This is a genomic window from Massilia frigida, assembly GCF_011682175.1.
GTDB lineage: Bacteria > Pseudomonadota > Gammaproteobacteria > Burkholderiales > Burkholderiaceae_D > Telluria_A > Telluria_A frigida.
The window spans coordinates 86846-113331 of the sequence record NZ_WHJG01000025.1 but is presented as its reverse complement, the minus strand read 5'-3'; the positions used below and the strand labels follow the sequence as shown (position 1 = coordinate 113331).

At 59.8% G+C, this 26486-nt stretch carries 37 protein-coding genes and 2 tRNA genes; 29 read left to right on the top strand and 10 right to left on the bottom strand.

Annotation, left to right across the window (positions count from 1 at the left end; genetic code table 11):
* Positions 1-21 precede the first annotated feature (21 nt).
* Both F2P44_RS21990 and F2P44_RS21985 read right to left on the bottom strand, forming a co-directional pair.
* On the bottom strand, positions 22-555 hold the full coding sequence (locus F2P44_RS21990) for a hypothetical protein (RefSeq protein ID WP_167089320.1): 534 nt from the start codon (positions 553-555) through the stop codon (positions 22-24).
* A gap of 108 nt (positions 556-663) precedes the next feature.
* Entirely contained in the window at positions 664-1893 is a 1230-nt protein-coding gene (locus tag F2P44_RS21985; RefSeq protein WP_167089318.1) for a site-specific integrase, read from the bottom strand.
* A gap of 336 nt (positions 1894-2229) precedes the next feature.
* Here F2P44_RS21985 and F2P44_RS21980 point away from each other — a divergent pair, with 336 nt between their 5' ends.
* The 3 genes from F2P44_RS21980 to F2P44_RS21970 all read left to right on the top strand — a co-directional run bounded on the left by F2P44_RS21980 (position 2230) and on the right by F2P44_RS21970 (position 3667).
* Entirely contained in the window at positions 2230-2757 is a 528-nt protein-coding gene (locus F2P44_RS21980) for a hypothetical protein (RefSeq protein WP_167089317.1), read from the top strand.
* 44 nt (positions 2758-2801) lie between these two features.
* A complete protein-coding gene (locus tag F2P44_RS21975; protein WP_167089315.1) occupies positions 2802-3494 on the top strand; it encodes an SGNH/GDSL hydrolase family protein in 693 nt (230 codons plus the stop codon).
* A gap of 99 nt (positions 3495-3593) precedes the next feature.
* Positions 3594-3667 (top strand) — tRNA-Gly (locus F2P44_RS21970).
* A gap of 70 nt (positions 3668-3737) precedes the next feature.
* Here the strand turns inward: F2P44_RS21970 and F2P44_RS21965 are convergent.
* The 8 genes from F2P44_RS21965 to F2P44_RS21930 form a co-directional block, all read right to left on the bottom strand.
* Positions 3738-4769 (bottom strand): tyrosine-type recombinase/integrase, encoded by a 1032-nt coding sequence (locus F2P44_RS21965; RefSeq protein WP_167089313.1) that lies wholly within the window; start codon positions 4767-4769, stop codon positions 3738-3740.
* Positions 4747-4968, bottom strand: a complete 222-nt coding sequence (locus F2P44_RS21960; RefSeq protein ID WP_167089311.1) for a DUF4224 domain-containing protein — start codon at positions 4966-4968, stop codon at positions 4747-4749. Before F2P44_RS21960 ends, F2P44_RS21965 begins: the two co-directional genes overlap by 23 nt.
* 172 nt (positions 4969-5140) lie before the next feature.
* Complete coding sequence (locus F2P44_RS21955) at positions 5141-5326, bottom strand: hypothetical protein (protein WP_167089309.1); 186 nt, start codon at positions 5324-5326, stop codon at positions 5141-5143.
* Positions 5323-5646 (bottom strand): hypothetical protein, encoded by a 324-nt coding sequence (locus tag F2P44_RS21950; RefSeq protein ID WP_167089307.1) that lies wholly within the window; start codon positions 5644-5646, stop codon positions 5323-5325. The genes F2P44_RS21955 and F2P44_RS21950 overlap by 4 nt, the downstream gene beginning before the upstream one ends.
* Before the next feature lie 217 nt (positions 5647-5863).
* Positions 5864-6163, bottom strand: a complete 300-nt coding sequence (locus tag F2P44_RS21945; protein WP_167089305.1) for a hypothetical protein — start codon at positions 6161-6163, stop codon at positions 5864-5866.
* Positions 6160-6417, bottom strand: a complete 258-nt coding sequence (locus tag F2P44_RS21940) for a hypothetical protein (protein ID WP_167089303.1) — start codon at positions 6415-6417, stop codon at positions 6160-6162. The genes F2P44_RS21945 and F2P44_RS21940 overlap by 4 nt, the downstream gene beginning before the upstream one ends.
* A complete protein-coding gene (locus F2P44_RS21935; RefSeq protein ID WP_167089301.1) occupies positions 6417-6869 on the bottom strand; it encodes a hypothetical protein in 453 nt (150 codons plus the stop codon). The genes F2P44_RS21940 and F2P44_RS21935 overlap by 1 nt, the downstream gene beginning before the upstream one ends.
* A gap of 200 nt (positions 6870-7069) precedes the next feature.
* On the bottom strand, positions 7070-7900 hold the full coding sequence (locus tag F2P44_RS21930; RefSeq protein ID WP_167089300.1) for a helix-turn-helix domain-containing protein: 831 nt from the start codon (positions 7898-7900) through the stop codon (positions 7070-7072).
* A 93-nt stretch (positions 7901-7993) separates the two neighbouring features.
* On the opposite strand from F2P44_RS21930, the gene F2P44_RS36630 reads away from it, so the two are divergent.
* The 26 genes from F2P44_RS36630 to F2P44_RS21800 all read left to right on the top strand — a co-directional run bounded on the left by F2P44_RS36630 (position 7994) and on the right by F2P44_RS21800 (position 26406).
* Entirely contained in the window at positions 7994-8263 is a 270-nt protein-coding gene (locus F2P44_RS36630; protein ID WP_370662737.1) for a YdaS family helix-turn-helix protein, read from the top strand.
* A 197-nt stretch (positions 8264-8460) separates the two neighbouring features.
* A complete protein-coding gene (locus tag F2P44_RS21920; RefSeq protein WP_167089296.1) occupies positions 8461-8844 on the top strand; it encodes a hypothetical protein in 384 nt (127 codons plus the stop codon).
* 8 nt (positions 8845-8852) lie between these two features.
* Positions 8853-11087 (top strand): helicase-related protein, encoded by a 2235-nt coding sequence (locus tag F2P44_RS21915; protein WP_167089294.1) that lies wholly within the window; start codon positions 8853-8855, stop codon positions 11085-11087.
* Entirely contained in the window at positions 11084-12043 is a 960-nt protein-coding gene (locus F2P44_RS21910; RefSeq protein WP_167089292.1) for a toprim domain-containing protein, read from the top strand. The genes F2P44_RS21915 and F2P44_RS21910 overlap by 4 nt, the downstream gene beginning before the upstream one ends.
* A gap of 505 nt (positions 12044-12548) precedes the next feature.
* The gene (locus F2P44_RS21905) at positions 12549-12755 is read left to right on the top strand and encodes a hypothetical protein (protein ID WP_167089290.1); all 207 of its coding nucleotides are present in this window, start codon (positions 12549-12551) and stop codon (positions 12753-12755) included.
* Positions 12752-13240 (top strand): hypothetical protein, encoded by a 489-nt coding sequence (locus F2P44_RS21900; RefSeq protein ID WP_167089288.1) that lies wholly within the window; start codon positions 12752-12754, stop codon positions 13238-13240. Before F2P44_RS21905 ends, F2P44_RS21900 begins: the two co-directional genes overlap by 4 nt.
* 90 nt (positions 13241-13330) lie before the next feature.
* Positions 13331-14197 (top strand): ParB/RepB/Spo0J family partition protein, encoded by an 867-nt coding sequence (locus tag F2P44_RS21895; RefSeq protein WP_167089286.1) that lies wholly within the window; start codon positions 13331-13333, stop codon positions 14195-14197.
* A complete protein-coding gene (locus F2P44_RS21890) occupies positions 14194-14604 on the top strand; it encodes a hypothetical protein (RefSeq protein WP_167089284.1) in 411 nt (136 codons plus the stop codon). The genes F2P44_RS21895 and F2P44_RS21890 overlap by 4 nt, the downstream gene beginning before the upstream one ends.
* Positions 14605-14716: 112 nt before the next feature.
* Positions 14717-14813, top strand: a tRNA-OTHER gene (locus F2P44_RS21885).
* Positions 14814-14835: 22 nt separating this feature from the next.
* The gene (locus F2P44_RS21880; protein WP_167089282.1) at positions 14836-14997 is read left to right on the top strand and encodes a hypothetical protein; all 162 of its coding nucleotides are present in this window, start codon (positions 14836-14838) and stop codon (positions 14995-14997) included.
* Positions 14994-15167 carry a hypothetical protein gene (locus tag F2P44_RS21875; RefSeq protein ID WP_167089279.1) on the top strand — a complete coding sequence of 58 codons (174 nt, stop codon included), beginning with the start codon at positions 14994-14996 and terminating at the stop codon, positions 15165-15167. The genes F2P44_RS21880 and F2P44_RS21875 overlap by 4 nt, the downstream gene beginning before the upstream one ends.
* A gap of 151 nt (positions 15168-15318) precedes the next feature.
* Positions 15319-15876 (top strand): hypothetical protein, encoded by a 558-nt coding sequence (locus tag F2P44_RS21870; protein ID WP_167089277.1) that lies wholly within the window; start codon positions 15319-15321, stop codon positions 15874-15876.
* A gap of 5 nt (positions 15877-15881) precedes the next feature.
* Complete coding sequence (locus F2P44_RS21865; protein WP_167089275.1) at positions 15882-16250, top strand: HNH endonuclease; 369 nt, start codon at positions 15882-15884, stop codon at positions 16248-16250.
* 122 nt (positions 16251-16372) lie between these two features.
* The gene (locus F2P44_RS21860; RefSeq protein ID WP_167089273.1) at positions 16373-16771 is read left to right on the top strand and encodes a P27 family phage terminase small subunit; all 399 of its coding nucleotides are present in this window, start codon (positions 16373-16375) and stop codon (positions 16769-16771) included.
* A 1-nt stretch (position 16772) separates the two neighbouring features.
* A complete protein-coding gene (locus tag F2P44_RS21855) occupies positions 16773-18455 on the top strand; it encodes a terminase large subunit (protein ID WP_167089271.1) in 1683 nt (560 codons plus the stop codon).
* Positions 18456-19712, top strand: coding sequence for a phage portal protein (locus F2P44_RS21850; protein WP_167089269.1), 1257 nt, complete (start codon positions 18456-18458; stop codon positions 19710-19712).
* Positions 19709-20419 carry a head maturation protease, ClpP-related gene (locus F2P44_RS21845; RefSeq protein WP_167089267.1) on the top strand — a complete coding sequence of 237 codons (711 nt, stop codon included), beginning with the start codon at positions 19709-19711 and terminating at the stop codon, positions 20417-20419. The genes F2P44_RS21850 and F2P44_RS21845 overlap by 4 nt, the downstream gene beginning before the upstream one ends.
* Positions 20420-20502: 83 nt before the next feature.
* Entirely contained in the window at positions 20503-21699 is a 1197-nt protein-coding gene (locus tag F2P44_RS21840; RefSeq protein ID WP_167089265.1) for a phage major capsid protein, read from the top strand.
* A gap of 48 nt (positions 21700-21747) precedes the next feature.
* Positions 21748-22014: a hypothetical protein gene (locus tag F2P44_RS21835; RefSeq protein ID WP_167089263.1), complete on the top strand. Its 267-nt coding sequence runs from the start codon at positions 21748-21750 to the stop codon at positions 22012-22014.
* Positions 22015-22017: 3 nt separating this feature from the next.
* Complete coding sequence (locus F2P44_RS21830) at positions 22018-23469, top strand: SGNH/GDSL hydrolase family protein (protein ID WP_167089261.1); 1452 nt, start codon at positions 22018-22020, stop codon at positions 23467-23469.
* A gap of 9 nt (positions 23470-23478) precedes the next feature.
* Entirely contained in the window at positions 23479-24039 is a 561-nt protein-coding gene (locus F2P44_RS21825; protein ID WP_167089259.1) for a head-tail connector protein, read from the top strand.
* Positions 24036-24359 (top strand): phage head closure protein, encoded by a 324-nt coding sequence (locus F2P44_RS21820; RefSeq protein WP_370662734.1) that lies wholly within the window; start codon positions 24036-24038, stop codon positions 24357-24359. Before F2P44_RS21825 ends, F2P44_RS21820 begins: the two co-directional genes overlap by 4 nt.
* Positions 24356-24781 carry an HK97-gp10 family putative phage morphogenesis protein gene (locus tag F2P44_RS21815; protein ID WP_167089257.1) on the top strand — a complete coding sequence of 142 codons (426 nt, stop codon included), beginning with the start codon at positions 24356-24358 and terminating at the stop codon, positions 24779-24781. Before F2P44_RS21820 ends, F2P44_RS21815 begins: the two co-directional genes overlap by 4 nt.
* Positions 24778-25128: a DUF3168 domain-containing protein gene (locus F2P44_RS21810; protein ID WP_167089255.1), complete on the top strand. Its 351-nt coding sequence runs from the start codon at positions 24778-24780 to the stop codon at positions 25126-25128. The genes F2P44_RS21815 and F2P44_RS21810 overlap by 4 nt, the downstream gene beginning before the upstream one ends.
* Before the next feature lie 29 nt (positions 25129-25157).
* On the top strand, positions 25158-25664 hold the full coding sequence (locus tag F2P44_RS21805) for an HNH endonuclease signature motif containing protein (protein WP_167089254.1): 507 nt from the start codon (positions 25158-25160) through the stop codon (positions 25662-25664).
* A 52-nt stretch (positions 25665-25716) separates the two neighbouring features.
* Positions 25717-26406 carry a phage tail protein gene (locus F2P44_RS21800; protein ID WP_370662736.1) on the top strand — a complete coding sequence of 230 codons (690 nt, stop codon included), beginning with the start codon at positions 25717-25719 and terminating at the stop codon, positions 26404-26406.
* Positions 26407-26486: the final 80 nt, after the last annotated feature.

Here is a 26486-nt window from a genome sequence, read left to right as displayed (position 1 = left end):
CTGCATGCCGTCAAGGGTGCGCTACGCCGGCACGCGCGCAGCGCGCGCCGCCCTTGACCGCACTCCGGGACGGTAGAACCTCACAGCATAGCCGATGTCAAGTTTCACCGGAAACGTCATAGGGCCAAAGTTATTCCCGCCCGGATCGTCGTACAGCTCCCAGGTCTCACCGTCCTCATCAATGACGACAGCGCCGCACCAGTTGCCGCTCTCCCCGCCTTGCCCGATGAATGTGAGTAGCCACCATCCCCAACTCGGGCAAATTTCGACGGGCAGCTCAAAAATTCCGGATAAGCTGATACCCCACCACGCCCCATCTTTGTCATAGGCAGGTTCCGAGAAGGCCGCAGGAATCTCGCCTTTTGGGTAATTGCAAAACACCGTGACGCGCCGCCCTAGATGCTCACCTTTGAGAAACCAACAAGTCTTCAGCAGCCCATCAGCTGCCATTTGTATAACGTCGCGCTCCGATACTTGCTCCGAAAAGTTGAGAGTAAGCCGCGCTGCTGCTTCCTCCAATGTGTACCACTTCTTCAGCTTAAATAGCTTCCGCATATGCGCCCCTTCGACGCCCCTTAGAACGGAAACCATGCCGGCCGGGTAAGGGTTTCCCGGTTTTCGAGTGGCCGCTCTAGGCATGGTTAAACTTGTGCCCTAACCGGGCTATTTGGTCTTCATCAATTTTTGAACCGCAGCTGCCTTGTGCTCTGGCGCCAGGTGGGAATATCGCAGAGTCATTTTAAGGTCACTGTGCCCCAGCAGCTCCCGCACCGTGTTCAGGTCCACGCCGGCCATCACCAAACGTGATGCGAAGTGGTGCCGCATATCGTGCCAGCGGAAGGCCCCGATCTTCGCTTCCTTGAGCAGATTGGCCCAGGCGGTCTTGACCTCCACCAGCTCGCCGCCGCTCCTGCCGGGGAACACGATCAGGCCGGTGGATTGCTTCTTCCAAGTGCGCAGGGTGTCGAGTGCTTCGGAGTTCAGCGGTATGTGCCGGGTGCTGCCGCTCTTGGTCGTGTCGCCTTTGAACGTCATCACGGCGTTGTCCAGGTCCACGGACTCCCAGCGCAGCTTGGTTAGCTCGCCTTGTCGAGCGCCAGTATTCAGACTCAACAGCACCATCGGTCGCAGGTGGTCTACGAACTGGCCCTGTGCCAGCGCCGGGAGAAGGTCGTACTTCCGAGCCGCCCGCCATTCATTCGCGCTGGTGCGGCAAGCTCTCTCTCGGGCCTCCCTGGCGGTCAGCGCAGCGCGCAGGCGGACTTCCTCGTCATCTGACAGCCAGCGTACCTTGCCGCCAGGCTCACGTAGCATCTTGACCGAGCTGAGAGGGTGAGACTGGATCGCGCCCCACTCCACAGCACGCGAGAACAAGCCGCGAAGGGCCGTGATGTTGCGGTTGGTGGTAGAGGCCGACATGCCGGCCTTCATCTTCTCTGAGCGCCACTTTTCGATGAGCCAGGCGTTGAATTCATGAAGTGGCCGGTCGAGATGTTCCGAGAAGGACGCCTTGAGCCGAGCGGCGATGTGCGGGCCGGTACGGGTGTTCACCTGGAGCCATTTGGCATACTGTTCATCCAGGAATTTGCCCAGGGTGAGGACTTGGCGTCGTTTGGCGCGCTCATCCTCGGCTGGGTCCATGCCGGCAGCGATCTTGCCCAGGACGATGCGTGCTTCCTCACGTGCGGCGCTTACTGTCGTTGCCGGGAAAGTGCGGCCGAGGGAATATCGGCACTGGCGCCCATCTTGATTTGAATACCGGATACCATACGTAATGGTGCCGCTTGGGCTCATGCGAGCAATGAAGCCGCGTAGGTCAGTGTCGATGATGTCAATGACTGCTGAGGCCGGCTTGAGGTCGCGTAGAAGCTCCCTTGTAATCTTGGCTTTCATGGTGTGGTCTATTTATGGACTAGTTGCGCAGCGTACCACAGCTTACAACCACAGCATGAACTTGTACTAAGCTATTGATTTTTATGATATATTTTTACCTGTGCTTACCGCTGCTAACCTTATCTCCCGGCCTCCGAAGCCAAGGGTTGTGGGTTCGATCCCCGCCAGCCGCACCAGTAAGACAATCAGTATTTCCCTTACGGTACAATTGCCATTCAGGCAACGTCGGCCAGCGGCCGGAAGCAGGCCTGTCCCCCCAATTTCCCTATATTAACGACGCCGGCAAACGGAAATCGTTGCCGCCTATCGTAGGCGCGGAGCTAGGTGGAATCGATCATGAAAAATTTGCTGCATGTCCTGCTGTTATCCTTCACATTCAGCACCTTCGCGCACGGCGCGGAGAATGCGCACTGGAGCGCATCCTGGGCTGCGGTGCCCGATTCTCCAGGCCCTGCGCTGAACACCCAAACCATCCGCCAAGTGGTCCGGACCAGCATTGCCGGGTCGAAAGTCCGCATCCGGCTCTCCAACCTCTACGGCACCAAGCCAGTGACGATCGGCCCCGTGCATCTGGGAGCGCATGCCGGAGACACACAAGTTCAGGCCGGCACCGATCAGACGCTGACCTTCGCCGGCAAGCCGACGGTGACGATTGCCAACGGTGACAGCGCGCTCAGCGATCCAGTCGACATGCAGGTTCCCGCTTTACGCAACTTGGCGGTGAGTCCTTACCTGCCCGAGCAAGTGGCCGTGTCGACCATCCACGGTGCCGGAATGCAGACGGTGTTCATGACGACGGCTGGCGATCTTACTGGCGCGCAGAGTTTTTCCCCTGAGCAGACCGACGACAGCCGCTTTTTTTAACCGACGTCGAGGTCCTGGCCGCCAGCGCGCCACGCACTTCTGTCGTGCTGGGCGATGCGATCACGGATGGCATCGGATCCGCGAACGACAGTAACGCACGCTGGACCGATGCACCGGCGGCGCGCCTGCAAGGGGATCCCGGCCTCGCCCCGGTGGCCGTCGTCAATGCCGGCATTGCCGGCAATCGGCTCCTGAACGATGCGGCCAAACCCTTCATCGGTCCCAGTGCGCTGGCGCGTTTCGGGCGGGATGTGCTGGATAAGCCTGGGGTGCATTGGGTTCTGGTACACGAAGGAATCAACGACATTACCGCGACGCATATGTTGAGCGCCGCCAAGGACCAGGTATCGGCTGCGCAGATCATCGACGGCATGCAGACGCTCACTGCGCGCGCGCGGAAAAACGGGGTGAAAGTCTGGGCGGGGACCTTGTTGCCCTTTGAAGGGACCAAGCGCTTCTACACCGAGGCGGCCGAGGCCAAGCGCCAGGCGGTGAATGCGTGGATCCGTAGCTCTGGCGCATTCGATGCCGTTGTCGACTTCGACCTGGCCTTGCGCGACCCTGCGCACCCCGGGCGGCTTCAGCCGGACTTCGACAGCGGCGATCATCTTCATCCCAACGAGGCGGGTTACAGGGTGATGGCCAACGCGGTCGACCTGCGCCTGCTCGTAGCGCAACCACCGCCCAGCGATGCCGGCCGAAAGGCAGTCTCGGCAGGGGCCGCTGCGGGGCGATAACTGCCTCATGGGGCCGGATGCAGGCAACCGGCCCCCATCAGCTTGGCCATTTTGAAAATTTGTCAAACAAGGTCAAAGCCGCGTAGAATACGGCTGCACGCGGGTGTAGCTCAATGGTAGAGCAGAAGCTTCCCAAGCTTACGACGAGGGTTCGATTCCCTTCACCCGCTCCAATGAGAAATGGCTAAAATCTCGATTTCTCCGCTCCACAAAACGGCTGGCGCTCCACAAAACACCGAAAAGTTACTTTGTAGGCGCCACGATCTTGCCCCGGCGCAGGTAGTGCCGCTGGGTCGTTTTGACGCTGTCGTGCCCCAGCAGATCGCTGGCCGCCTGGTCGCCCCGGTCGTCTGAAGTATCGTCGGCGGCCTTCGCACGCAGGTCGTAGAACCAGAATTTCTCAATCTCATCCTTCAGCTCAGGCACCTCTTTTCCTGCTGCCGCTCGGGCAGTGTCGAAGTGTGCGCGCAGCGTCGGCGCGGTCAGGCGCTTGCCCTGCCTGTTCACCAGCAACGCGGCCGTCTTCATCTTGCAGCCCGCCTTTCTGACCTCAATACGTGCAAGCAGCGCCGCAAGTTCGCCGACGATCTGGATACGCAGCGGCTGCTTGGTCTTCTCTTGGGTGACGATGAGGTGCCCGTCGATGATGTCGTGCTCGCTCATGCTGAGCGCGTCGGCCGGGCGCTGGCCGGTGAGGTAGGCCAGGTCCATGGCATCGCGCAGCGGCGCGCTGGCGTGGTCATGCACGGCCTTAAACACTGCGTCGGTGATATAAACCGTTCGCTTGGCCAGTGAGTGCCCCTGGATGCCCTCGCATGGGTTTGGCAGGTCGGTATACCCCCACCCGCGTGCCTTATTCCACATCGTTGAAAAAACGCGCTTGCACCGGTTCGCCGTGGTCGGCTTGTCCGCATGCCCATCAAGGAACTGCCGGATGTGCATCGGCTTTATCTTGCTCAGCGGCGCCTCGCCGAATGAGGCCATCAGGTGCTTGATGTCCGAACGGTACATCTTGGCCGAGCTGGCGGCCAGCTTGGGCAGCGCATCGGTCAGGTACCGCTTTTGCACATCTCCGAACGTTGCGCCGGCGCTGGGGGCAACAACCACGTTCAATTCGGCGTACTTTTTCAGGGCCAGAATGAAGTCGTCGCCCAGCGCAATTTCCTTGCGTGGCTTGTCCTGGGTGTACATGTAGAAGTAGACCTTGCCGCTTCGTTGCTTACGTGGATGCATATGCGGCGGCATATTCAGGTTACGCGTGTTTTTTCGGCCCATGGCTTATCCTCGGCATTACCCATTCCTTCTCGCGCGGCGCCTCTTTCCGCCCCTCAACTGCGGCGACGGTGACGACTGGCTGTCCAATGGCATTGACCCAGAAGGGCAAGCCCATCGTTCGCAACGCCTCGATTTGTTTCGACTGCCTGCGACGCCCGGTCAGCGTGACCAGTGCGTCTTTAGTGAGAAAAGTTTCCAACTATGCACCATTCCTTTTTATCATCGTTCAGCCGGTTGTGCAGGTACTGAATCACGGGGTTTCGCCGTCACCGGGCGTAGATCGAGAGCGCACCGCTTCACCTCGTCCGAATGCCGGTGCTGGGAAGTCGCGGTTGAAACGCGAGCCCCAGACGCGCTCGACACAGCCGGATTCATGCTGCCGCTCGTGTGAGGGCGTCCAGCTCGTCGGCCACATCGGCTGCCATGCTGGCGCAGGTTTGCAGCGCATCCGCCTGGCTCTCGCGCTGCAAGATCGGTATCGCGGCCAGCAGCGCGCTGATCACGTTGGTCAGGCCGGCCAGGCGCTTGACGTCCACTTCGTTGAAGGCGGTGCTCATCGCGTGCTTCCTTTCTTCGGGTCGAAATCTCGGATCATGGCGATCATTGCTCCGTCGCCACCGACGCTGTAGGTCACATCGCAGGCCAATTGCATCGTACGGGCAGACTGCTCGCCGTTGCTGAGCATGGTGACCAGAATGTCGGCCTGGCCAAAACCGGCCCGTGTAGCGCGCGCCAAGATAACGTCGACGTGCTCACGCAGACCTGGTGCAGCCGACTCCGATGGATCGTAGGCGTAGACCGCGACCATCAGAAATGATGCGGGCGCGCTAAGATTGTAGTGGTCGCCTTTTTTGGCGAAGTGCTGGCGCGCGCTCACGCTGCACCTCCACGGACCAGGTGGAGCACCGGCCGGGCATTGCATGGATAGATCCGTGCGTAATCTTGTGCCATACCGAAGAACATGGCGCGGCTCCTTGCATCCGTGGCGCGGTACAGCGCGACGATGCGCAGCTCTTCATGCGTCAGGTTCGACGGAACATCAGCAGCAACGGGGACCGCTGGCTGTGGTCGAGGTCGGCGCGTAGTCGGGGCGCTCATTGAATCGCTCCCTTCAACGCCGTGAGCTTCGCAAGCATGTCGTCTCGCTCCGTCTCCAGGAATCCTCCCGCGTCCTCAACAATGATTCGCCCAACCTTAGCGAAATCCAAGATCAGACCCAGGCGCGTTCGGATCGCAGCAGCATCGGCGCCTTCAAAATCGGCCAGTGCGACGATTGCGCTAATCATCGGATGAATGCGGTTGTTGACGAAACACACAGCAACGTCTGCGACGTTGACTGCATCACTTGCGCTCGCAATTGCGTCTCGCTGCACGGGGAGTGTGGTGGCGCTCATGCTTCACCTCCGCATACAGGGCTGGCTTTTGCGAAAACGAGCTCTTCAATCGCCCCGTGCCCATCCTTGATTTTTTCGATGGATGAGCCCAGCAGCCGAGTGAACGCGTACAGGGTGTCGATAGTTTCTTGGTCGCACTCGCGGTATTCGAAATGCTCCAGCAGGCCCGTGATCGCCGAGTTGAGCGCGCGCATGTCCATTTGCGCAGTATTGATTTCGCTGGCGGCTTTCTTTGCCATATTCAGGATGCTCATTAGGCTGCTCCCTTCTTTACATCACGATGGACGTGCAGTTCGACTTCGCCGTGGAAGAAATTCAGGTATTGGAGCTGGGTGGCCAGTGAGGCCACCAACTGGCCCACGTCGGCGAAGTCACTGTGTTCGACCTGCTGTTCGTCATTGAGAGCGGCACACCACATGATCCGCCCCAGTGATTCCAGGCCGGCCAACAGGGAGGTGCTGTAATTACTGGCGTGCTCGGCCGCAGCCGCAGCCAAGTCGCGCTGTTCATCAGTCAGCGCGGGGTCAGACAGATAAGGGGGCAGCCTGCGCAGCAAGCAGCCGAGCTCGTACGGTGCGCGCTCGATGTGGTGGAAGTGCGGGTTGGCGAGCGCGAGAATAGCCCCACCTTTTGTAGCATTGTTGCAGCTAGCGGATTTATCGCTTGCTCTTGACGATACCTTATTGATACTATTAGCCTGTTCCAATTTTCACTCCAAAAATTTAGGTTGTACGAGGCCATCCAGCGTTCGAGCGCTGGGTGGCTTTTTTATGTGATCCACTGGTGTCACGGACACAACCATATCACTAAAAACTACCAAATACAACCATTTGAAAATAATTGGTTGTATTTAATATGTAAAAAAATGCCCGGAGCCGGGCAGTCTAGTTGAATGAGAGGAGTCGTCTATTGGTACGCGGACCCGCCGTCCATATCTGGAAAGATCAGATAAGAAGAGTCAAGGATGGAGATTACATCAGCTGGCGTACGCGAGACAAACAAAAACATGTTGAGAATGGCTGCCTGCTCGGTTAGCTCACGCAGTAGACGCCCGTTCCGGACCTCCCGTGCCTGACTCATCGCGCTATCCGACGGATCTTGCTCCCCTCCCCCATTTGCAATAGTCATAATAAGCATGTACGTGCGGGAATCCTTCAGATGCGCGCGCAGTGTCGCTAGCTCCCACAAAGTGCGCGGAACAGCAATGCGCAGGGTATTCCACATCGACAAGTTGGACGAATGTACAAAATTAGCGACCCGGCGATCGTCCATGTAGTCAACCTTCCACGCTATAGAGCTGCCGTGTACTACGCTGTCCCATCTTCCGTCTGGATAAAACGGTTCAAGCACCGGAGCGATCATTGCCTTCATCGCCGATGCGTACTCCGACGGCTTCATGTTGCTTGCGAGTTCTGGGAATTGAGCGTCAATCTTAAATTGCAACGGTGGTATTGGAGCATGCGCGGCTTCTGGTTCTTCGCTCGCTTTCAGAACTTGTGGAAGGCTCGTTACGCCGCGCGCGCGCTTATTCACACTACGTGCTTGCAGTAGGAACGCGGTGGATACGCCCAACGTAGCCGCCAGGGTGTCTAATATTGAGGCACGTGGGGCGGCCTTTCCTGCCTCCCATTTTGCGATCGATTGCTGTGTAATCCCCAGGCGCTCTGCCAGCTGCCCTTGCGTAAGCCCTGATCGCTCCCGCAAATCTTGTAATGTCTTCCCCAGATCGTTATTCATTCTGACAGCCATTTGGTTGTTAATGCGCTAATTGTATAGACTTTGTTCGTCCCTCTCAAAAATATTTTTCGTGTAGGTGTTTTTAGTTGTAAAATGGTTGTGTTACGTACACGGGCCACTTTCATGAACACTGTATTTATAGCTCCATCTGGTATTGCTGACGCTGTCATTGCCGCTGGTACGCAATCAATACTTGCGAGTCAGTTGGGAGTAACGCAGCAGGTCGTGAGTAAATGGTTGCGTCGAGGATGGGTTCCACTTCGCCGAGCAAGCGAAATCGAGGCGCGGTTCAAGATTGCTCGCGCTCGCTTGGTTAACCCGAAAATCATGATGTTGCTCTCAGACGCAACCGACAGCCGCTAAGTTCCAAAAACCTGAGTCTTAATTCGAACGCCGATCAGCTACTCGCTCGGCGCGAGGCCCCTTTACGCCCAAATTTTGGAGAGCAGCATGAAAACCATCATCAAACGCACCGTCATCCAGCTGTACTGCCGCGAGCTGATCAAGGGCTCGACCGTCATCCGCGCGTTCAACCGCTTCAACCTGTGGAGGGCATAAGCATGAGCAGCAAATTCTTTATCGACCTGGGCCATGTCATCGACCTCGAAGGGGAAAAGATCGCGGTCAGCATCCAGACGCAAATGTGGGGTGACGAGATTGAGTATGGGGTGGCGTTCAACGAGTTGAATAATCCGAACGAGCTGTTCCACTTCGGGAGCCTTTTTGACTTTCTCCTCAAGGGCGAAGAAAAGGACTTCGAGATCATCAGCGAAACCCGGCTGTGCGAGCCAGACCGCATTCCAGCTGAACAAATCCGTTCGTTGGTACGTCGCATCCTCAAGCCGCATGAGCTTTGGGGTCAAGTTTTTACCGTCCAGTGGAACGGCACGATGGTGCGTCAGCAATGGCGCCTCATGCCTGTAGACGAAACGCCCCCGTTCTGAGGTCTGTTATGAGCAATATTCAAAAGCTGCGCCTCGACGAGATCAACATCCTTGCTGGGACTCAGGCCCGCGCAAAAACTGACGATGCGACGGTAGGCGAATACAAACTCTCGCTCGAGCAGGGCGTCGAGTTCCCGCCTGTAATCGTGTTTGCCGACGGTAGCGAAGGCGGCAGATGGCTGGCTGATGGGTTCCACCGCTACCATGCGCACCGCGCTGCCGGCCTCGCTGAAATTCGGTGCGATGTTCGCGCCGGCACTTATCGCGACGCAAAACTGTTTTCGTTCGGCGCCAATGCAACGCACGGGCTGCCGCGATCCGCTGCGGACAAAAAGCGCGCTGTCGAGGAAATGCTTGACGACCCGGAATGGTCTACTTGGACTCAGATGCAGATTGCTGCCGCGTGCCACGTGAGCCGCGAGTATGTGTCGCGTGTGTCGACGTCGCGCAAGCCATCTTGTGATCGATCACAAGATACGGTTCGTGATGTCACGCGGAACGGCGCTACCTATCAGATGGATACGGCGAAGATCGGCAAGCCAGCCGCACCCGCACCCGCACCCGCCGCGCAACCGCCGTTTGCTCCGCCAGTCGAGCCTGCAACCGTGTCACAGCCGTGCGTATCCGCTGGTGCCGGTCCCGTACCAGCAGAGGACATTCTCGACCTCGGCGTCTCTGCCGCCGCATCAGCCGGCTCCGCATCTATCGCCCAGTTCATTGACGGGCTGGACGATGGCCATGTGCCGGACCTCGAAGAATTAAATAGTGCCCTGGAGGGTAAAAACGAGGCGCTGCGCGAGGAAATTACAGAACTCAAGGCGCAGGTTGCAGCGCTTGGCAGCACGGATCAGGGCGCCCGCATCGAAGCCCTTCTGCGTGAACTTCACGAGGCGCGCAGCTTGGCTACTTCGCACCACAACGACTTCCTGAAGGCTAACGACCAGGTCGTGAAGTTCGACAAGTTGCTCAGGTACGGACTGGATCACGGAATCATGCAGGCCCAGAATCCGCGTGCCGACCGCAACAATCCGATCCAGATCGTCAGCTTGGCAACGCTCAAGGACGCGCCGCTCGACGTTAATCTGCTGGTGATCGACGAATGCCACGTGTTGCCGACATCGCTCAAGAAGCGCCTGACGCAGCGTCGCGGTGAACGCGGTTGCTTCACGATCGGATTGACCGCCACACCCTTTACAAAGGGACTCGGCAAGTACTTCGACCACGTCATCAACGCGGCGACCACGAACCAACTGATCGCCGAGAAGCGCCTCGTACCATTCCGCGTCTTTGCTGCATCCGAACCAGACATGACCGGCGCCGAGGTGTCTAACACCGGCGAGTGGGTCGAGAGAGAAGTGGAATCGCGTTCGCTGCCCATCATCGGTGACGTCATCCAGGGCTACAAGCAGCATGGCCAGGACAAGAAGTTCATCGCGTTCGCATCGTCCGTCGCACACGCGGAAGAGCTTCAACGCCAGTTCATGATGGCCGGTGTGATCTGCGGCCTGTACACCTATCGTCAGACCGACGACGAGCAGGTCGCCGCCGTTGCTGAGTTCCGCAAGCCGGACAGCTACATCCGTGGCCTCATCAGCATTGAGAGCCTCACCCGCGGCTTCGACGTGCCCGACATTGAGGTGCTGATAATGGCTCGCCCGTTGCGCAAGGCGCTTGCGATCCACATCCAAATGCTGGGTCGGGTGCTGCGCTGTTCAGAAAGTACAGGAAAACACGAAGCGATCGTGCTCGACCACAGTGGCAACTGCATGCGCTTCTGGACCGATGTGCAGCACTTTTTCGAGAACGGCATTGACGAGCTGGACGGCGGCAAGCCCAAGGAAGCCGTGGCGCCGCCGAAGAAAGCCGAGAAAAAGCCGGTCAAGTGCCCGGTGTGCTTTCACGTCCACGATGCTGCGCCGGCCTGCCCATCGTGCGGTGCTGCGTACGAAAAGTCGGCTGTCATCGAAAAGGTTGCCGGTGTGCTAAAAGAGGTAAAGGGCAAGAAGCCGGCGCCATCGGTGGACGACAAAAAGGAGTTCTACTCCGGCCTGCGATTTGTCGCTGAGAGCAAGGGGTGGAGTCTCGGGTGGGCGTCGCACAAGTTCAAGGACAAGTTCGGCGACTGGCCGGATACCGAAATGAAAGCAACGCCCGCAGCAGAGCCGAGCAAAAAGGTGCGGGGCTGGGTCACTTCACGCCACATCGCCGAGAACCACGCCAAGAAGAAGGCGGCGGGCGCATGAGTGATTTCCTGCAATTCGTCCAGGCGAACGGCATCATCGTGCCGGACACGTTTACGCCTGGCCGCTGGATTCGGTGCAAGACCGAGAGTCATCCGCGCAAGAAGAACGGCAGCATCAAGCTTGCCGACGACGGCCTGGTCGGCTGGTGCCAGGATTACGCTGTACACGCCGAGCCGGTGATGTGGCGCGCCAGCGATGACGCCGCCGCGCTTGTCGCACCGATCGACCGCGCCGCCATCGCACGCCGCCAGGCTGAGCGCCGCGCCGCGCTGTGCGAAGCCACGTTTGCCGCGCGCGCCTACTACGACCGCTGCGCACCGCTGCGCGACAGCCATCCCTACCTGGTGGGCAAGGGGCTCGGTGTGGCCGGCTGCGTCGGCCTGCGCGTCGATGCCGATGGCTGGCTTGTCGTCCCGATGCTTTACAACGGCAAGATTCTCAGCCTGCAGCGCATTTCGTCGGACGGCGAGAAGAAATTCCACTTCGGCGCCACGACCAAGAGCGCCTATTACGCCATCGAGCGGAATGGTGCCGCCGTCACGGTCCTGGTCGAGGGCTTCGCTACTGGCCTGACCATCTTTCAGGCCATACCGAACTGCCGCGTCATCGTCGCGTTCAACGCCGGAAATCTTCCCGTTGTCGCCGAGCGCATGGGCCGCTCCGGGATGGGCGTCGTATGCGCTGATAACGACCATGAGACTGCCGCGCGCATTGGCCGCAACCCCGGCCTTGACGCCGCGCACGCCGCAGCCGAGCTGCTGGGCGTGGGCGTTGCGGCGCCGGCCTGCAATGGCAGCGACTGGAACGATTACGCCATGGAGCAGATGGAGCTGGCGCTGGAAGGCCAGGCATACAGCTTCAGCCGCAAGCGCACGGTGCTCCAGGTGCAGGCAAGCGTGTTCGCCGACATCAAGCTGAAGGTGATGCGGGAAGCGCGGCTGCTGCGCGTGAAGTAGGGCAAGCAGCCCGCATCCGACTTCGTGCGAATTTCGTTCGAAGCCGAATGCGGTACCAGCCAGACGAATTTCGTCGGGCTGATCGAGCCAAGCCAACAGCGCGGCGCCAGGTGGAGCGGACGACACCAGAAAAAACGTGCAAGCGCCTGAATCGGCCCACACCGCAAAAAGACCGACAGCACCGTCGAACACCAAGGCACAGCACGAACAAGGCGCAGAGGGGGCCTTGCCGAGGCCTGAGAGCACAGGCCGGAGCGAACAGAGGTACAGAGTTGGAATGCTTGGCTCGTTTGGCAGGCGCATTCACCAGAGTGCGCCAATCGAAAGAGCGAGGGGGCGGCCTGGACGAGCCGTAGCGGAACTGACCATCCGTGAATACGTCACTTTCGATACAAGTTTTTGCTGATTTTGCTCGGGGGCCAGGAACACCTAACCCTCATACATACCGACTGCGGAGGGGTTCCAACCAACCCCTCTAAATGACCACTATGGCCGAGAGAAATGCATGACAAAAAGCGACCGCCCGATACCGGCAAAGATTGAGCAGCGCCTGATGGAGTTACTGAAAATGAAGGAGTTCGATATGCAAGAAGTGAACTGGTGCCGCTCGACGTACTGGGCCCGGCGCGATGACTGGCATCTGATCCTGGTGGCGTGCCACAACGCTGCGCTGGCCCGGACAGCAGCCGAAAGCGGCGAGGTGCGCCCATGAGCAAGCGCCCGACACTCACGCTGCGCTGGCCTGTCAAGACGCCACCGGTGCCCGACATCGTCTTCGTTGACGTGACTGAGGATAGCGCGCCACCGGCGCTCAATCCTGTGCGCGTCGCCACGCTGCCGCCGGTGGTGCGCGGGACCGTAGCACAAGAGCACTACGAGAACGTTCTGCGACTGCTGGACGGATGGGCCGAATGGATCAGGACTGGTGAACCGATTGCCGAAGGCGCGCCACGGCAATGCCTGGGCGCCCCAGACGCACGCATTCACAGCTTCGAGGACATGGAAATCGAGGTCAACAAGCGCCTGGTGCGCGAGGTGCACACGGCGGTCTGGGACCTGTGCGTCATCGAGCGCGAGGCGGTCATGTCGCACTACGGCCTCAAAACACGCGGCGTCTGGCGCGCGGACTTCGCCAAGGTGTTCGATCAGGCGGTCGACAGCTTGTTCAGGCTACTTAAAGACCGGGTGGCCTGTTGACTCGCCTAAATTCTCAGGCCAGTACGGGGACAGCACCAGCAACACTCAAAAGCGAGGCGGCGCATTCCGCCATAAAAATGGGAGAGAAAGATGGGTCAAGTCAACGAGTCGGCACCAACAGGTCTGCGCAACGAGAAGCCAGCAGTTTCGCTTAAGGTCATGAGGGAGCGCGGCATGCCCGGCGTGTCGACCGTCAAGAGCTGGGGCGTCGATCCGCGCCTGGTGCAGTTTGAGCCCGGCTTTAATCGCCCGATCAACCGCGAGCATGTGGAGTCGATCAAGGCATCGCTGCGGGCCGGGTACGAGCTGGACGATATCAAGGTGCGGATCGAAGAGGGCGCCATCATCGCGGTTGACGGCCACCACCGGGTAACTGCGGCTGTGGAATGGCTGGCAGAGCCTGGCGTGCGGGAACCGGATGGTGGGTTCCAGCTGGGTGCCAAGCAGTTCCGTGGTGGCGATGCAGAGCGCGTCATCCACCTGATCACCAGCTCGCAGGGCTTGGGCCTGACGCCGCTGGAGCGGTCGGCACAGTATCGCAAGCTCGTCGGATGGGGCTGGACGCCGGCGGCGATCGCCGAAGCTGTAGGGCGGTCGGTGCAGAACGTGAGCGATGCCCTGGTGTTGGCCGATGCAAACAGCGACGTGAAGCTCGCGGTCACCGAGAAACAGATCAGCGCGAGCAACGCGGCGAAGATCGTGCGTCAGAGCGGCGGGCGCGCCGGCGCCGTCATCGCAGAGCACGTCGAGGCAGCACGTCTCCAAGGCAAGGCAAAGGCCACGGCCAAGCAGATCGCCGGGAACACGCCCAAGGACCTGGTCGCAGCGATCCGGCGCGAGATCGATAGCGGCGGGACGTTCCGCGCCGAGGAAGTCTGCCCTACGTTTGCGGACTTGATCACCTACCTTCGCGGAACGGCTGCTCGCCACCCTCACGCTGAACAAGGAACAGAATGATCGAGTACATCAACAAGCGAATGATCGAGTGGTCGACATGGTGCAAGCGCCGTGACGATGGCGGCATGGGGTATCCATCGAAGTCGAACTATTGCGATCTGGTCCAGATTCGTGGCGCTAGTGGTGCTGGTCCGATCACCGAAGCGGCGGCAGCATTGGAGATCGAGGCGATCATCATCGCGATCCGCCAGAAGGCGCCGGCGCAGTACGACGTTGCGTTTTGGTTTTACCTGGCGGGCTCCATGACGGTAAAGCGCATTGCGGCCGAATTACACTGTAGCGAAGTGACCGTGTACAACCGGCTTCACGCGCTGCACTTGGCGGTAATGGATGCCCTGCATGACCTGGAGATCAAGGCCCAGGACCTCGCTGAAGGGTTACGAAACAATACTCAGAAAGTTTCTTGACGGACTTTAGGGTTAGGGTTATATTGTGCTACGCTTGCTCATCTGTACGTAGATGACAGTAAAGCAAAAAGCCCGCGCCGAGAGGTAGCGGGCTTTTTGCATTCCAGATCATGCAGTCTGTAGCTCAGATGGTTAGAGCGCTCCTGGGCGGGCTGAAATAGTGCCTTAGCTAATAGGACAGGTCGCTGGTTCAATTCCAGCCAGCTGCACCCGTACACAGCGAGACCATCCATGGCAACCACCACCAAGCCCGACAAGCACCTGGTGCGCGAATACATGGACCGCCGCACGCACGCTGAACACGACGATCCACCGCCATCTCCCGACGACATCCGCCGAGAGCTGGGATGGGGGCTGATCCCGCATAACGACGAACCGGATGCCGAGCCATGACGACCACGACGACAACCATCAGCCTCAAGGTACGCAAGGCCTGGTGGCTGATGCCGTACCTGCACACGCTCGCACTGTTCCACGTGATGACCTGCACGGAGCCCAACTGGGCAAGGATCAAACGCTTGATCCGCAAGGGCGTGACGGTCGAGCCTTTGCCTATTCGCTGATCGCTACTGCGCCATCGCACTCCAGCGGCGCGACTCGTAAAGCGGGTGCAGTCACCGATGAACCATGACTACGGACTCCAACCGCAGGGTATCGCGGGCAATCGCGTAGAGCAGGCGGTGACAATTCCATTGACAAACCATAGGAGAGACCATGTCCATTACCAGCGACACCAGCGTGACCGCCCTCATCGAGCAGCGCATCCGCGATCAGGTGAAGGGCGACGTCGTGCCAGCCCTTGCCGAGTTCGAGTTGACTGTCGAAGCGGCGATCAACAAGCTCGGCGTGTTCGCACCCATGACGCCGCTCCATTCGCTGGTGAGGGACGTGCGCACCAAGCACATCGACAACCTGGTTAGGCACCGTGTCGACGCGCTGGTTAATCAACTGGTGCTGAATGACCCCAATGGGCAAATGGTTGTGCAATCGGGGCAGACGCGGCTGGTGTCGAAGTCCTGGAGCGGCGCAGGGGTCGATGCGCTGAACGTGCATGCAGGTGAGCGCATCATCCCACAAGCGGCTAATCCTGCTGCTGCGGGCCGTGCCGATGGCGCAATCCAGCCGGGTGCAACCTTGTTCGTCGAGTGCGATCGGGCGCTGACCGACGAGCAGGTCAAGAAAATCAAGGCGGGCATTCTCGCTGACCTTCCGACGGGCTGCAAGGTGGTGGTACTGCATGGCGGGGTGAGGGCAACGGTTTCCGTCGGCTGATCCGCATGGCAGCACGACCCAAGTCGATTTGCCGGAAGGTGGCATGCGGTGCACTACTCGACACGCCAGGCTATTGCCCCAGGCACGCCAAGCTGAAGGTGGGCTGGAACCGCTCACACGGAGACAAGAGCAGCACAGAGCGCGGGTATGGCTGGGACTGGCAGCAGCTGCGTTCGCGCATCCTGAGCCGCGACATGGGCCTGTGCAAGATCAAGCGGCCGGGCTGTACGTTCGTCGCTCGTGAGGTTGACCACATCATCGGCAAGGAACAAGCCCGCAGCCGAGGATGGACCGACGAGCAGATCGATGCGGAGAGCAACCTACAGTCGGCCTGCTCTTGTTGCCACGCGGCGAAGACGCAGGAGGAAGGATAGCGATGCCGCATTCGGCACGGAGGGGGCGGTCAAAAGTCTGGCCGAAAAGCCTTCTAGACCGACTGTTTCGTTCAATTTTCACATCCCCAATTCAAACTTTCAGATTTTCCACGGAGTAACTCATGCCGAAGCCCCGCACGCCTTCGAATATCCTCGAAGCACGGGGAGCGTTCGCCCATAACCCCGACCGTCAGCGCGAAGATTTTGATTCCGGCGCTTTCGATAAAGCGGCGCCGGCATATTTCAACGACGGCCAGGTCGCGGTGTGGAATGAAATGGTTGGCCTGCTGCCGGAATCCGTTTTGCAGTCGACCGACCGCATGGCCGTTGAGTTGACGGCGCGCCTGGTGGCCCGCTTCCGTGCGCTCGATGATGGCGATGTGACGATGGCGCAAGCCGCGCAGATTCGCACGGCCCTGGCCTCGCTTGGCATGACCCCGGCCGACCGGTCGCGCGTGTCCTCCAAAAAAGCCCCCAAAGTCAATCCGTTCCTGGCGTTGGTGGGGCAGAAGAAAGCCTGACGTGTCCGCCGATTATGTCGGCACCGCGCTGGAGTATGCGAAGGCGGTTACCCGAGGCGATGTCATCGCATGCAAGTGGGTCAGGCTGGCTTGCAAGCGCCACCTCAACGACCTGAAGGCGGCGAAGAAGCGCGGCGCCAAGTTCTACTTTGACGAGGATGCTGGTAACAAGGTCTGTCAGTTTCTGTCGCTGATGCCGCATACCAAAGGCCAGTGGGCCAGAAAGCGCGAACTGATCGTGCTTCAGCCATGGCAGTGCTTCGCATTCTGTGTGCTGTTTGGCTGGAAGCAGTCGAAGGACGGGCGTCGTCGCTTCCGCAAGGCCTACTTCGCGGTGCCGCGAAAGAACGGGAAGTCGATCATCGGCTCGGGCATCGGGTTGTACATGTTCGCGGCCGACGGTGAGTTTGGCGCGGAAGTGTATTCAGGCGCGACGACGGAGCGCCAGGCATGGGAGGTCTTCCGGCCAGCCAAGCAGATGCTTGAGCGCACACCGGAACTGCGCGACGCTTTTGGCGCCGAGGTGTGGGCCAAGGCGTTGGTCAATCCAGAGGACGGTTCGCGCTTCGAGCCGGTCATCGGTAAGCCAGGCGACGGATCGAGCCCATCGTGCGCCATTGTCGATGAGTACCACGAGCATGACACCAGCGACCTGGTCGACACGATGGAGACCGGCATGGGGTCGCGCGAGCAGCCCCTGATGCTGATGATCACGACCGCTGGGTTCAATATCGCCGGCCCGTGCTTCGATCAGGAATCGGACGCCAAGAAGATGCTTGAAGGGGTGCTCGACAACGACGAATTGTTCGCGCTCATCTACACCATCGACGATTCCGATAAGTGGGATGATCCGGCCTCGCTCTACAAGGCGAATCCGAATATGGGCGTATCGGTCGATATCGACTTTCTGCTTAGCCAGCAACGCCAGGCTGTACAGAGTGCTTCGAAGCAGACGCGATTCAAGACGAAGCACCTGAACATCTGGTGCTCGGCCAAATCGGCATGGCTCAATCTGCTGGAGTGGGACAAGTGCACGGATCGCACGCTGCGTCCGGAGCAGTTCAAGGGTGAGAAGTGCTATATCACGCTCGACCTGGCCCACCGGTCAGACGTGTGCGTGATTATGCTGATGTTCGTGAAAGAGATCTCAGGCAAGCAGCACTTCTACCTGTTCGGCAGTTACTACTTGCCCGAGAACGCGATCGAGAACGACACTAAGAATTGCAGCGCCTACCGCAAGTGGGTGATCGAAGGGTTCCTTCAGCAGCACGATGGCGCCGAGATCGACTTCGATCTGATCGAGGAAGACACGCTGGCCATGATCGCTGCGTACGGGCCCGAGGAAGTTGTATTCGATCCCTACCGCGCCGCCCAGCTGGAGCAGCGGCTGACGAAGCAGGGCATCAACGCGGTGGAATTGGGGCAGACGGTCAAGAACCTGTCGCTACCAATGAAAGAATTTGAAAGTGCTGTGAAGGCTGGCCGCATGCACCACGACGGCAACCCCGTCCTGACCTGGATGGCGTCGAACGTGGTCGCCAAGCTGGACGCAAAAGACAACATCTACCCTCGCAAGGACAAGCCCGAGCAGAAGATCGACGGGATTGTCGCGGGGATCATGGGCGTGGCGCGCGCGATGAGCGGCGAGACGAACGAAATTTCGCAAGGTTTTGTGGATATCTAAATGAAAATATTTGACGCGATCGTCGCCATGTTCACCGGGCGGCAGGCATCGTCACGTCCGGAGGTTTCGAACGTGAGCTACAGCGATGCCGTGATGGATGCATTCGGCGTCTCGTCAGCCGGCACTACGGTATCGGCAACTTCAGCCATGCGAGTGTCGGCTGTTGTCGCCTGCGTGGCGAAAATCAGCGGTGCGATCGTCAGTATGCCGATCCATGAATACTCGATGGATGGCGGCGAGATCCCGGCCCTTCTCCCGCGCAGCGACCTGTGGTATTTGCTCAACGAGCAGCCCAGCCCGCAATATACTGCGGCGTCGATGTGGGAGGGCACCAGCATGTCGCAACTGCTACGTGGCGATGCCTTCGGCCTCATCAAATGGCGCACCAATGGCAGGCCCCGTGAGATCCTGCCGTTGCCATGGGGATGCGTCCCACCGATTCGCACCGGCGACGGACGTGTTCGATACTACGTCAACATGCCTTCCCACGGCATTTCTACCTGGTTCGAACCTTCCGACATCCTGCATTTCCCCGGCATGGGCTTCGATGACACGACCATGCGATCGATGTCAGCGATCCAATTCGGCGCTCGTAATGCCATCGGTAATGCCTTGGCCATGGATGAGTACAGCGGGAAGTTCTTCGAGAACGGTGCTCACCCTTCGATGATCCTGCAAAGCCCCAACAAGATGAACCCAAGCCAAATTTCTGACTTGCAGCAAGCCTTCGCCCGCAAGTACGCTGGCCTGAAGAATGCGCACGCTGTCCCACTGGTTCTGACGGAAGGGCTGACGGCGAACCAGATGAATATTTCAGCCGAGGACTGCCAGCTGCTGGAAGCGCGCAGGTATCAGGTGCTCGATGTGGCGCGCGCATTTGGCGTGCCTGGCTTCATGATCAATGAGTCGACCGGCGCAACATCCTGGGGTTCTGGCATCGAATCGATCGGGCGCGCCTTCGTTCAGTACACCTTGCAGACCTGGCTGAAAAAGATTGAGCAGGAGTTGAACCGCAAGCTTTACCCGCGCAACACCGGCCGCTTCCTTGAATTTCACCGTGAAGCGCTTTACGAGGGCGATATCGCCGCTCAAGGGGCCTTCTTCCGGCTGGCACTGGGCGGGCCTGGCGCTGGCGATGCCTTCATGTCGCTCAACGAAGTGCGCCGCCGGCAGCGCCTGCCGCCAGTGGAAGGTGGCAACGAGCTCTACCGCGCCCCGCGCGATCAACCTCAACCTGCTTCGAAAGATGTTGTATGACCTACCTTATGAAACTCTGCGTTGACAACGCCGCATCCTCGACGGCGAAGCAATCGATCTATGTATCGAACAGCACCGGCCAAACGCTCTATATCCGGGGCATCATCGCCGCGAACTTCGACGCGAATGCGGCCGATGTGATCGCCAGCTTGGATCAGGCCGACCCGGAGCAGGTACTCAATATTCGATTCAACACACCGGGCGGCGATGTTTTCCAGGGCAAGGAGATCGCTGCGGCCATCAGGAACTATCCTGGTGCGACCATCGGCCATATCGACAGCCTGTGTGCCAGCGCCGGCACCAGCATCGCTCTTGCGTGCGACGAAGTCGAGATGAGCAAGGGCGCCTTCTTCATGATCCACAACGCGCAGGGGATGGCGTTCGGAGACAAGACCGAGCTGCGTGATCAAGCCGATCTGGTCGAGAAGATCGAACTGTCTATCGTGGACGACTACACCGAGAAAACAGGTAAGCCTCCCGAAGAGGTGATCGCAATGATGGAAGCGGAAACGTGGATGGACGCTGACGAGGCGCTATCCCACGGCTTCATCGATCGCATCGCTGGCGCCACGGCCAAGGCATCGAACGCTTGGAACCTAGCCGCCTATGCGAACGCACCTGCAGCACTTGCACCAAGCGCGCCGGCCGCAGCGCGGTCCATGATCCAGGCGAATGCCAACCGCCTCGCACTGATTCAAGCCCTGTAACGCTTCTCGCGTACGCCCGCCGAGGTCGGTCACCTCACCCAATCGGGAGCCATTGCGGCTCCCTTTTTTATTGAAAGAAACACATGGTCACTATCGAAGCCCTGCGCGAGAAGATTGCAAACCTCGCTACCCAAGCCAATCACCTGCTCGCCGAAAAGGGTGATCAAGTTTGGACCAAAGAAGACCAGAAGAAATTCGACAACTTGACGGACGAAATCAGTTCCGCCAAGGGCCAGGTCCGCAACATCGAAAAAATGCGTGAGCTGGAAGCCGACCAGTATTTCAAGGAAAACGGCCCGACCAACAAGGCCGAACCTGGCGTAACGGTCGACGCTCTGGTCGCTGTCGCTCTGTACATGCGCAATGGCACCAACGTCACGGCGGAGCAAGCAGTTGCTATTCGTAACGCGATGTCGACCACGACCCCGGCCGAGGGCGGTTACACCGTGCCGGCAGAGATTGCCACCATGGTGATCGAAAGGCTCAAGGCGTTCGGCGGCATGCGCGAGGTGGCCACGATCATTTCGACTGCCGGCGGCAATCCGCTGAACTACCCAACATCAGATGGCACTGGTGAGGTTGGAGAAATCGTCGGTGAGAACGCGCCGGCAACCGGTGGCGATGTCACGTTCGGCACGGTCGGGCTGCCGGTGTTCAAGTATTCGTCCAAGAAAATTGCACTGCCGCTGGAGCTGATCCAGGACAGTGCCATTGACGTTATCGCCCTTGTTGTGAACCGTCTCGCGATGCGCATCGCACGGATCCAGAATACGCACTTCACCATCGGCCCCGGCACGACCACGCCGGATGGAGTGATCACGCGTGCCGGTATCGGCAAGATCGGTTCGACGGGCAACACGGTCACGCTCACCTACGAAGACACCATCGACCTCAAGCACGCAGTCAACCGCGCATACCGCGCCAACGCCGCGTACATGATGAACGACCTGAGCGTTGCCACCGTGTCGAAGCTCAAGGACACCACCAGCCGCCCTATCTGGACCCCTGCAATCACCGCCAGTGCGCCCGACCTGTTGAACGGTCATCCAGTAGCAATCAACGACGATGTTCCGGTCATGGCTGCAAACGCGAAGTCCATCGCGTTTGGCGACTTCTCGCAGTACACGATCCGTGACGTTGCAGGCAGCACGGTCCTGCGCCGCTTCGACGATTCGGCGTTTGCCTTGAACGGCCAGGTCGGCTTCTGCGGCTGGCAGCGTTCGGGCGGCAACCTGCTCGAACCAGCTGCTGTGAAGGTGTACCAGAACTCGGCCACCTAACCATCTGGCGGTCGGCTTCGGCTGGCCGCCACCTTCCAGGAGAATCCCATGTCGAAAATCCCAAAGAATGCCCCGCTGATCGAGGCGACGCCGCTGGCCGATCCAGTCCCTCCTGTTGACGTGCTTCCGGCCGCCGAGGAAGCGCTGCTGGTCGAGGCGCCACCGCTGGTCCGCGCGCGCGTGCTGGTCGGCTGCGCACTGGGCAAGCCCGGTGACGTGATCGAGATCGACGCTGCGCTGGCCGAGACCATGACCACCGTGCTCGATACTGCCCCGGCCGCCGTGACATACGCCGAATCCATCAAGAAAGTCTGAGCTATGACCATCCGCCTTCTCTGCGCCTACTCGATCTACCCTGCGAACGCCGTTGTCGTTTTCGATGCTGGCACTGAGGCCGGCCTGATTGCCGCGAAGATGGCGAGCGCCGATGTCACCGGTGGCACACCATACGTGCCGCCGGCGGCCATCAGCGCGAAGCCCATCACAGTCAGTATCGATATCGAGGGCCGGACCAAGCGCTACGCGATGTCGAGCACAAAGGGTGCGCAGAAGTGGTTCGGCAGCGCCATTGCCGGAATCACATATGGCGGCTTGGTGGCGAACGCCAGTGCCTACCGCGCCACGTACGGGCTCACGCTGGTAGCGGAAGCCCCGTTCTACGCGTTTCAGCTGGTCTACGTGAACTTGGCAAACAACGCGATTACCGGCATGCGTTTTATTGCAGGCGTTACCGAGACCACAGTAACAACCGTCACGGCAAACAACTGTAAGCCGGTAATCGGCGGCGTAACCTACGGCGTCATGGCGCCTGCTGGGAGCATACTCGGCTTCTTCCCCGTGACTTGGGGCGGACAAGCGACACTATCGGCAAGTCCGTCGGTGACGACCTCGCAGGTGGTGATTTCTGACGTAATCCCAGCCGGCTCAGTGCCGCGTGTGGATGTGCCAGGCGGGTATCCCGCTGTGGTCATACGTGCGGACCACGACCCAGCCACTGGCGGCCGCTTCACGTTCGTGAATACGCCTGCCAGCATGCGCACGCCAAACGCCGCCAATCGTGGCCGCATCGTTCAAACCTTCCAATACGGCGCCGATGCGGTCACCAACCCGAATATCAATATGCCATTCAGCGGCGAGACACACCTGATTTTCCCGATATTCCACTACTTGGTGCCATCGCTAACAGTCGGCATCGCCATTGATTCGACCGGCCAGAACGATGCTCTTGTGGCCGACGTGTTCACGTCGTGGGGCTACCGTGGCTGCGCAGATGCCTCGTCACCTGCCCGGCCGGTCAACTACGTGAATCTGGGTTGCTCGGGGAAAGGCTCGCCCGAGTTCTGGGCGCGCACGGTGGAAATGATCCTGGCCGGTGTGCCGATTAATACCGTGCTTTACGCGCCCGCATCAGTGAACGACGATTACACGATTGCGACATTGCCGCGCAAGTTCGCCGAGCACCGCGCCCGTGCTCTCGAAGCAATCCGTTTCTGCGAAGAACACAACATCAAAAACCTGTGCTTTCTGAAACTCCTGCCGTGCAACGGCAACAACACGGTGCAAGACGGGTACCGGACGGCATTTAACGCGTGGCTCGATACGATCCCTGGCGTGTCAACTCTCACTTTCCCCGAGCTGGGAAACGGTGCTGTGCCAGAGCGCTGGGTGTCAACGATGAACTTCAACGACGACGGGCTTCATCCAAACAACTTCGCAATCGAAACGGTGAAGGCCCGGCGCCTCACCAATTATCTTAACTCGCTGGTGTAAAGAGCAGCCATGACTTCACGCCAAATCACCGCGCCGGCCGAGCTGGCGGTTTCCCTGGAAGACGCTAAGTTGCATCTGCGCGAGACCACGAACGATCTGGATGCATCGATCACGCGGTGGCTCAAGGGCATCACGCGCGAGTGCGAGCACCAGATCGGGCGCGCGCTGATCTCGCAAGCCTGGCGCCTGGCCCTGCCAGCGTTCGAGGACGCGCTTCGCCTGGAGCGCGCGCCGCTTATCGCCGTGCAAAGCGTCAGCTACTACGACGCCGACAACGCGCTCCAGCTCATGGCGCCGGAAGCGTATTACGTCGACGCCGTGACCGAGCCTGGCTACGTCGTGCCGGCTGCGGGCGCGGCCTGGCCTGCCACGTACGCGCGCCGCAATGCCGTGGTCGTGGAATACACATGCGGCTATGGCCTGACCGCAGCGAGCGTGCCAGAGAATATCCAGCTGTATATTCTCGCGCGCCTGTGCGAGCAGTTCGACCCAGCCACACGCGAGTTCAAGGCCACCTCGCAATCGATATATGTGGACCGGCTGCTTGATGCCTGCCGGGTGTACGGGTGAGCGCCTTCGCGCAGACCCTGCGCCACCTGGTGACTATCCAGGCGCCTGTCGGCCGCGACCCGATCGGCCAGCCCATTCCGGGCGGCTGGGTCACGCACGCCACCGCCTGGGCTGACGTGCGCATGGTCGGCGGCCTGGAAGCCATCAAGGCCGGCGCTGTGGTGTCGCAGGTCAAAGCCTCGATCCGCATGCGGTACCGGACCGACCTGACCGCAGCGATGCGCGTCGTGCACGGCGCGACGATTTACAAAGTGCTGGCGGTGTTGCTGGACGAAGAGCGGCACCAGCACGTCGACCTTGTTTGCGAGGCCATCAAATGATCAAGTTCGACACCAGTGCGCTGCTCGATGCGTTCAAACAGACCACCGCCCTGATCACCGAAGTAGTTGGCGAGCCGACTCTTCGCGCTGCTGGTTTCGCCGGTGCCGCAGTGATCAGGGACGAGGCGAAGCGTAACGCCATGGCACACCAGCGCACTGGCACCCTGGCCCGCAGCATCGTCGTAAAGCGATTGGTCGAGGAATCGGACGGCAAGCGTCAAGCGTACCTGGTCACGGTGCGCGGCGGGAAATCCAACGCCGGCGGCGATGCGTTTTACTGGCGCTTCCTCGAATTCGGAACCGCCCATTCGCCTGCATACCCTTTCTTGCGCCCGGCTTATGAATCGAAAAAACAAGCCGCGGTTGATGCGATGACGCGCACGCTGGCGCAAAAAATTAAAGAAAGGCTGGGCGGGCAATGAGCATGGAAACAGCCGTTTATGCCGCGCTGCTGGGGCTTGGTGCCGGCGAGGTGTTCCCGGATTTCGCGCCAGAGGGCACCGTGCCCCCGTACCTCACCTTCCAGGCGGTCGGAGGTGAACCGATTGATTTTCTTGACGGCGCTGTACCGGACAAGGAGTTCACGCGCGTGCAGGTCAACGTATGGGCCGCCACGCGCCTGGAAGCATCGAGTATTGGCAAGCAGGTGGAGAACGCTTTGCGCGTCGTGGCGGGCCTGCAAACCTCCGTGCTGACTGGCCGCATTGCCACGTTCGACGAAGCCACCGAACTGCGCGGAACGATGCAGGACTTCGAATTTTTCACCTGATCCCATTCATCAATTGATTGAAAGCGAACATGGAAATCGAAACTATTGCCGCGCGTGTGCGCGAACTGCTGCATTACGATCCAAGCACAGGCGCTTTTACGCGCCGCGTGCGCACCGCCCAGCGGCACCAGGTCGGTGATCGGGCGGACTTTATCGTGACGGGCGGCGGGCTCAAGGGGTACTGCCGAATTTCATTCGACAGCACGAGGTACCTGGCCCATCGGCTTGCATGGCTGTATGTGCATGGCCGATGGCCGGAATTCGACATCGATCACGTTAATGGAATCAAAAACGATAACCGTATTGCCAACTTGCGCGACATTCCGAACGCGCTCAATCGGCAGAATATCCGGGGGCCGCGCGCTGACAACGCAATCAGCGGGATCCTCGGCGTTACCCGGCATAAGAAGAAGTGGCGCAGTCGCATCCAGATCAATAGTAGGACGGTCAACCTGGGGTGCTTCGACAGCGCTCAAGACGCCAAGAACGCCTACCTGAAAGCAAAACGTCTGCTGCACGCAGGCTGCACGATTTAACAGAAATTCCCTTTACCCAGGGCTCGCTACGGCGGGTCCATTTTTTCGCCCAATCGGGCTCACATCTTCGGCCGACATCGGCTGGAAAGGAACTATCATCGCTGTCTCCCTCCCAAACGGTATCGTCTTCGCCCTGGCGACCGCGTACGCCGCAAGCCTCACCGTCACCGCTGCGTCCAATGCGAACGAAGCGGTCCTCACCGTAACGAACACCCTGGTTGCTGGTGACTTCTTTGAATTCACCTCGGGCTGGAGCAAGGCGAACAATCGTGTGTACCGCGTTAAGTCGCCGACCGGCACCACCGTCGTCGCTGAAGGCTTGGATACCACGCTCACCGCGCTCTACCCTGCCGGCACCGGCGCCGGCTCGATCCGCAAGATCAACAGCTGGACCCAGATCACGCAAATGATGGGCTGCACCAGCTCGGGCGGCGAGCCGCAGTACCAGACCTACTCCTTCATGGAGCAGGATTTCGACAGCCAGATCCCGACCACCACGTCGGCCCAGTCGCTGGCCCTGGAAATCGCCGACGATCCGGCTCTGGCCGGCTACCAGGCGTTGCGCACCATCGCGCAAACCCGCAGCACCACCGCCATGCGCGGCACGCTGCCGTCCGGGAGCTTGATCCTCTACAACGGCATTTTCGCGTTCGACGAGACCCCGTCCATGACGAAGGGCAACCTGATGTCGGTCAAGGCCGGCGTCGCGCTGCAAGGCCGCCCGGTTCGCTACGCATCGTAATTCCATCCGACGTTTTCCGTGTCTCCCGGCCCGCATCAGCGGGTTTTTCCATGCCGGCGGCTTGATCCCCGCCGGTCTTT

Coding starts and splice junctions, on each gene's coding strand:
- F2P44_RS21865 (WP_167089275.1), top strand. CDS start 15,882: ATGGCAGCACGACCCAAGTCGATTTGCCGGAAGGTGGCATGCGGTGCA.
- F2P44_RS21890 (WP_167089284.1), top strand. CDS start 14,194: ATGATCGAGTACATCAACAAGCGAATGATCGAGTGGTCGACATGGTGC.
- F2P44_RS21845 (WP_167089267.1), top strand. CDS start 19,709: ATGACCTACCTTATGAAACTCTGCGTTGACAACGCCGCATCCTCGACG.
- F2P44_RS21825 (WP_167089259.1), top strand. CDS start 23,479: ATGACTTCACGCCAAATCACCGCGCCGGCCGAGCTGGCGGTTTCCCTG.
- F2P44_RS21965 (WP_167089313.1), bottom strand. CDS start 4,769: ATGGGCCGAAAAAACACGCGTAACCTGAATATGCCGCCGCATATGCAT.
- F2P44_RS21920 (WP_167089296.1), top strand. CDS start 8,461: ATGAGCAGCAAATTCTTTATCGACCTGGGCCATGTCATCGACCTCGAA.
- F2P44_RS21955 (WP_167089309.1), bottom strand. CDS start 5,326: ATGAGCACCGCCTTCAACGAAGTGGACGTCAAGCGCCTGGCCGGCCTG.
- F2P44_RS21980 (WP_167089317.1), top strand. CDS start 2,230: ATGAAAAATTTGCTGCATGTCCTGCTGTTATCCTTCACATTCAGCACC.
- F2P44_RS21835 (WP_167089263.1), top strand. CDS start 21,748: ATGTCGAAAATCCCAAAGAATGCCCCGCTGATCGAGGCGACGCCGCTG.
- F2P44_RS21910 (WP_167089292.1), top strand. CDS start 11,084: ATGAGTGATTTCCTGCAATTCGTCCAGGCGAACGGCATCATCGTGCCG.
- F2P44_RS21860 (WP_167089273.1), top strand. CDS start 16,373: ATGCCGAAGCCCCGCACGCCTTCGAATATCCTCGAAGCACGGGGAGCG.
- F2P44_RS21815 (WP_167089257.1), top strand. CDS start 24,356: ATGATCAAGTTCGACACCAGTGCGCTGCTCGATGCGTTCAAACAGACC.
- F2P44_RS21830 (WP_167089261.1), top strand. CDS start 22,018: ATGACCATCCGCCTTCTCTGCGCCTACTCGATCTACCCTGCGAACGCC.
- F2P44_RS21990 (WP_167089320.1), bottom strand. CDS start 555: ATGCGGAAGCTATTTAAGCTGAAGAAGTGGTACACATTGGAGGAAGCA.
- F2P44_RS21875 (WP_167089279.1), top strand. CDS start 14,994: ATGACGACCACGACGACAACCATCAGCCTCAAGGTACGCAAGGCCTGG.
- F2P44_RS21900 (WP_167089288.1), top strand. CDS start 12,752: ATGAGCAAGCGCCCGACACTCACGCTGCGCTGGCCTGTCAAGACGCCA.
- F2P44_RS21805 (WP_167089254.1), top strand. CDS start 25,158: ATGGAAATCGAAACTATTGCCGCGCGTGTGCGCGAACTGCTGCATTAC.
- F2P44_RS21985 (WP_167089318.1), bottom strand. CDS start 1,893: ATGAAAGCCAAGATTACAAGGGAGCTTCTACGCGACCTCAAGCCGGCC.
- F2P44_RS21915 (WP_167089294.1), top strand. CDS start 8,853: ATGAGCAATATTCAAAAGCTGCGCCTCGACGAGATCAACATCCTTGCT.
- F2P44_RS21905 (WP_167089290.1), top strand. CDS start 12,549: ATGACAAAAAGCGACCGCCCGATACCGGCAAAGATTGAGCAGCGCCTG.
- F2P44_RS21810 (WP_167089255.1), top strand. CDS start 24,778: ATGAGCATGGAAACAGCCGTTTATGCCGCGCTGCTGGGGCTTGGTGCC.
- F2P44_RS21930 (WP_167089300.1), bottom strand. CDS start 7,900: ATGAATAACGATCTGGGGAAGACATTACAAGATTTGCGGGAGCGATCA.
- F2P44_RS21945 (WP_167089305.1), bottom strand. CDS start 6,163: ATGAGCGCCACCACACTCCCCGTGCAGCGAGACGCAATTGCGAGCGCA.
- F2P44_RS21870 (WP_167089277.1), top strand. CDS start 15,319: ATGTCCATTACCAGCGACACCAGCGTGACCGCCCTCATCGAGCAGCGC.
- F2P44_RS21850 (WP_167089269.1), top strand. CDS start 18,456: ATGAAAATATTTGACGCGATCGTCGCCATGTTCACCGGGCGGCAGGCA.
- F2P44_RS21840 (WP_167089265.1), top strand. CDS start 20,503: ATGGTCACTATCGAAGCCCTGCGCGAGAAGATTGCAAACCTCGCTACC.
- F2P44_RS21895 (WP_167089286.1), top strand. CDS start 13,331: ATGGGTCAAGTCAACGAGTCGGCACCAACAGGTCTGCGCAACGAGAAG.
- F2P44_RS21880 (WP_167089282.1), top strand. CDS start 14,836: ATGGCAACCACCACCAAGCCCGACAAGCACCTGGTGCGCGAATACATG.
- F2P44_RS21940 (WP_167089303.1), bottom strand. CDS start 6,417: ATGAGCATCCTGAATATGGCAAAGAAAGCCGCCAGCGAAATCAATACT.
- F2P44_RS36630 (WP_370662737.1), top strand. CDS start 7,994: ATGGTTGTGTTACGTACACGGGCCACTTTCATGAACACTGTATTTATA.